Here is a 5,273-nt window from a genome sequence, read left to right on the forward strand (position 1 = left end):
TATCAGCTTGATGGTGAGGTAATGGCTCACCATGGCTTCGACGGGTAGCCGGCCTGAGAGGGTGACCGGTCACACTGGGACTGAGACACGGCCCAGACTCCTACGGGAGGCAGCAGTGGGGAATATTGGACAATGGGCGGAAGCCTGATCCAGCAACGCCGCGTGAGGGATGACGGCCTTCGGGTTGTAAACCTCTTTCAGTACCGACGAAGCGCAAGTGACGGTAGGTACAGAAGAAGCACCGGCCAACTACGTGCCAGCAGCCGCGGTAATACGTAGGGTGCGAGCGTTGTCCGGAATGATTGGGCGTAAAGGGCTCGTAGGCGGTTTGTCGCGTCGGGAGTGAAAACGCCGTGCTTAACACGGCGCTTGCTTTCGATACGGGCAGACTAGAGGTATGCAGGGGAGAACGGAATTCCTGGTGTAGCGGTGAAATGCGCAGATATCAGGAGGAACACCGGTGGCGAAGGCGGTTCTCTGGGCATTACCTGACGCTGAGGAGCGAAAGTGTGGGGAGCGAACAGGATTAGATACCCTGGTAGTCCACACCGTAAACGTTGGGCGCTAGGTGTGGGGTCCATTCCACGGATTCCGTGCCGCAGCTAACGCATTAAGCGCCCCGCCTGGGGAGTACGGCCGCAAGGCTAAAACTCAAAGGAATTGACGGGGGCCCGCACAAGCGGCGGAGCATGCGGATTAATTCGATGCAACGCGAAGAACCTTACCTGGGTTTGACATACACCCTGCCGCCTCAGAGATGGGGCTTCTTTTGGGGGTGTACAGGTGGTGCATGGCTGTCGTCAGCTCGTGTCGTGAGATGTTGGGTTAAGTCCCGCAACGAGCGCAACCCTCGTTCTATGTTGCCAGCACGTAATGGTGGGGACTCATAGGAGACTGCCGGGGTCAACTCGGAGGAAGGTGGGGATGACGTCAAGTCATCATGCCCCTTATGTCCAGGGCTTCACGCATGCTACAATGGCCGGTACAAAGGGCTGCGATCCCGTAAGGGGGAGCGAATCCCAAAAAGCCGGTCTCAGTTCGGATTGGGGTCTGCAACTCGACCCCATGAAGTCGGAGTCGCTAGTAATCGCAGATCAGCAACGCTGCGGTGAATACGTTCCCGGGCCTTGTACACACCGCCCGTCACGTCACGAAAGTCGGCAACACCCGAAGCCGGTGGCCCAACCCTTGTGGAGGGAGCCGTCGAAGGTGGGGCTGGCGATTGGGACGAAGTCGTAACAAGGTAGCCGTACCGGAAGGTGCGGCTGGATCACCTCCTTTCTAAGGAGCACGCACACCGATGCCAGGCTGGCCATACCGGTCACTAAGAGTTACTGGCGCGATGGTGGTGTTCACTAGTGGAATCGTCGGCGCTGGTCGTGTTGTCTGCCTCTTCTGGGGGTGGGTGGTGCGGCGTTTCAGTACCTGTTGCCTCACGTTGGTGGGGGATGGGGTCAAGCACACTGTTGGGTCCTGAAGGATCAGCCGAGCTGAGTCTTTCTGGTCCTCCCTTTGCCTGGGGTCCACCGTTGGTGGGTTCTGGGTGTTGGTGGGGTTGTTGTTTGAGATCTGCATAGTGGACGCGAGCATCTTTGCAACCCGCGTCGTCATGTTCTCCACGCAATGTGTGTTGTTGTGGTGGGGGGTGATGGTTGGTGGGTTGTGAAAGTGTAAATTTTGTTGATGGCATGCTGGTATTCGCATCAGTGTGTTGTCGTGTGTGAAGCTGGCTCGTCCCTTTGATTGGGGGGTGGGTTGGTGTGTTCCGTTTGTAGTGTGCGTGAGCGTGTACGTGAGTGCGTGTGAGCGTGTGTTGTTTTGACGTTGTTGAGACAAGCTATGAAGGGCACATGGTGGATGCCTTGGCATCAAGAGCCGATGAAGGACGTTGGAGCCTGCGATAAGCCCTGGGGAGTTGGCAACCAAGCTGTGATCCGGGGGTGTCCGAATGGGGAAACCCAGCACGAGTCATGTCGTGTTACCCACATCTGAACACATAGGGTGTGTGGAGGGAACGTCGGGAAGTGAAACATCTCAGTACCGACAGGAAGAGAAAACAACCGTGATTCCGAGAGTAGTGGCGAGCGAAATCGGATGAGGCTAAACCTCATGTGTGTGATACCCGGCAGGGGTTGCATGTGGGGGGTCGTGGGACCGCTCGATTGAGTCTGCCGGCTCAGTACAGAGTAAGAAACCAGTGTGGAAGTCGAAGTCGGTTGGAAAGCCGTACCGTAGAGGGTGATAGGCCCGTAGACGTAAAGCGCTGGCTCTGGAGCGTGTTCCCAAGTAACACGGAACCCCTGAAATTCCGTGTGAATCTGGCGGGACCACCCGTTAAGCCTAAATACTCCTTGATGACCGATAGCGGACAAGTACCGTGAGGGAAAGGTGAAAAGTACCCCTGGCGGGGAGTGAAATAGTACCTGAAACCGTGTGCCTACAATCCGTCGGAGCCTTATGCCAGCTTGCTGGTGGGGGTGACGGCGTGCCTTTTGAAGAATGAGCCTGCGAGTTTGCGGTGTGTTGCGAGGTTAACCCGTGTGGGGAAGCCGTAGCGAAAGCGAGTCCGAATAGGGCGATTCAGTAGCGCGCTCAAGACCCGAAGCGAAGTGATCTATCCATGGGCAGGTTGAAGCGTCGGTAAGACGACGTGGAGGACCGAACCCACTTAGGTTGAAAACTGAGGGGATGACCTGTGGATAGGGGTGAAAGGCCAATCAAACTTCGTGATAGCTGGTTCTCCCCGAAATGCATTTAGGTGCAGCGTTGCGTGTTTCTTGCCGGAGGTAGAGCACTGGATAGCTAATGGGCCCTACAAGGTTACTGACGTTAGCCAAACTCCGAATGCCGGTAAGTGAGAGCGCAGCAGTGAGACTGCGGGGGATAAGCTCCGTAGTCGAGAGGGAAACAGCCCAGACCATCAGCTAAGGCCCCCAAGCGGTGACTAAGTGGAAAAGGATGTGGAGTCGCATTGACAACCAGGAGGTTGGCTTGGAAGCAGCCACCCTTGAAAGAGTGCGTAATAGCTCACTGGTCAAGTGATTCCGCGCCGACAATGTAGCGGGGCTCAAGTCATCCGCCGAAGCTATGGCATTCAGCGAATACATCAGCATCGACTTGATCGGTGTTCAGTGCGCTGGATGGGTAGGGGAGCGTCGTGTGGGCAGTGAAGCGCCGGAGTGATCCAGGTGTGGAGCCCACACGAGTGAGAATGCAGGCATGAGTAGCGAATCACGGGTGAGAAACCCGTGCGCCGAATGATCAAGGGTTCCAGGGTCAAGCTAATCTGCCCTGGGTAAGTCGGGACCTAAGGCGAGGCCGACAGGCGTAGTCGATGGACAACGGGTTGATATTCCCGTACCGGCGAAGTTGCGCCCATGACGAACCTGGTGATGCTAACCACCCGAAACTCATCGGACCGGACCCTTCGGGGCGAGGCTGGTGAGCGGAGCGTGGGACCCGAGCTGGTAGTAGTCAAGCGATGGGGTGACACAGGAAGGTAGCCCAACCACAGCGATGGTTGTCTGTGGGCAAGCGCGTAGGACGTGGTGTAGGCAAATCCGCACCATCCACTTCAGTGTGGAGTCTGAGACGTGACGCGGAGCCGTATGGCGAAGTGGGTGATCCTATGCTGTCGAGAAAAACCTCTAGCGAGCAACGAGCCGCCCGTACCCCAAACCGACTCAGGTGATCAGGTAGAGAATACTAAGGCGATCGAGAAAACCATGGTTAAGGAACTCGGCAAAATGCCCCCGTAACTTCGGGAGAAGGGGGGCCCGGATCGTGAACCCACTTGCTGGGGGAGCCGTGAAGGGCCGCAGAGACCAGGGGAAAGCGACTGTTTACTAAAAACACAGGTCCGTGCGAAGTTGTAAGACGATGTATACGGACTGACTCCTGCCCGGTGCTGGAAGGTTAAGAGGACCGGTTAGGCAGCAATGCCGAAGCTGAGAATTTAAGCCCCAGTAAACGGCGGTGGTAACTATAACCATCCTAAGGTAGCGAAATTCCTTGTCGGGTAAGTTCCGACCTGCACGAATGGAGTAACGACTTTCCCACTGTCTCAACCATGGACTCGGCGAAATTGCACTACGAGTAAAGATGCTCGTTACGCGCGGCAGGACGGAAAGACCCCGGGACCTTTACTATAGTTTGGTATTGGTGTTTGGTACGGCTTGTGTAGGATAGGTGGGAGACTTTGAAGCTCACACGCCAGTGTGGGTGGAGTCAACGTTGAAATACCACTCTGGTCGTACTAGATGTCTAACCTAGGTCCATTATCTGGATCAGGGACAGTGCCTGATGGGTAGTTTAACTGGGGCGGTTGCCTCCTAAAATGTAACGGAGGCGCTCAAAGGTTCCCTCAGCCTGGTTGGCAATCAGGTGGCGAGTGTAAGTGCACAAGGGAGCTTGACTGTGAGACAGACATGTCGAGCAGGGACGAAAGTCGGAACTAGTGATCTGGCCACGGCATGTGGAAGCGTGGTCACTCAACGGATAAAAGGTACCCCGGGGATAACAGGCTGATCTTCCCCAAGAGTCCATATCGACGGGATGGTTTGGCACCTCGATGTCGGCTCGTCGCATCCTGGGGCTGGAGTAGGTCCCAAGGGTTGGGCTGTTCGCCCATTAAAGCGGCACGCGAGCTGGGTTTAGAACGTCGTGAGACAGTTCGGTCCCTATCCGCCGCGCGCGCAGGAAACTTGAGAAAGGCTGTCCCTAGTACGAGAGGACCGGGATGGACGAACCTCTGGTGTGCCAGTTGTTCTGCCAAGAGCACGGCTGGTTGGCTACGTTCGGAAGTGATAACCGCTGAATGCATCTAAGCGGGAAGCACGTTTCAAGATGAGGTTTCCCACCACGTAAGTGGGTAAGGCCCCCCACAGAACATGGGGTTGATAGGCCGGAGGTGTACAGCAGCAATGCCCAGCCGACCGGTACTAATAGGCCGAGGGCTTGTCCCAACACCGTACAAAACCACACAAGCACCCATGCTTGAAGTCTCCTTGTACAACGCGCATACGTAACGAACACCCACACAGACAAGATCTATCTGTTGTTCGCGTCCACTAAGCAGTTCCCAACCAACACACCCAACCCCCGAGCAACACCCGGGGGCGAGGCAGATGTGTAGTGGTTGAAAGAGTTACGGCGGCCATAGCGAAACGGGAAACACCCGGTCCCATACCGAACCCGGAAGTTAAGCCTTTCAGCGCCGATGGTACTGCAACCGAGAGGTTGTGGGAGAGTAGGACGCCGCCGGACATACATTG

General features: G+C 56.2%; 3 rRNA genes. All 3 read left to right on the forward strand.

The annotated features are described in order from the left end of the window. Positions 1–1,281 (forward strand): 16S ribosomal RNA (locus BM127_RS21710); the annotation flags it as partial. A gap of 549 nt (positions 1,282–1,830) precedes the next feature. After that, positions 1,831–4,964, forward strand: a 23S ribosomal RNA gene (locus BM127_RS21715). A gap of 183 nt (positions 4,965–5,147) precedes the next feature. After that, positions 5,148–5,265, forward strand: a 5S ribosomal RNA gene (gene rrf, locus BM127_RS21720). Positions 5,266–5,273 lie beyond the last annotated feature (8 nt).

Source organism: Nocardioides alpinus (genome assembly GCF_900112035.1).
GTDB lineage: Bacteria > Actinomycetota > Actinomycetes > Propionibacteriales > Nocardioidaceae > Nocardioides > Nocardioides alpinus.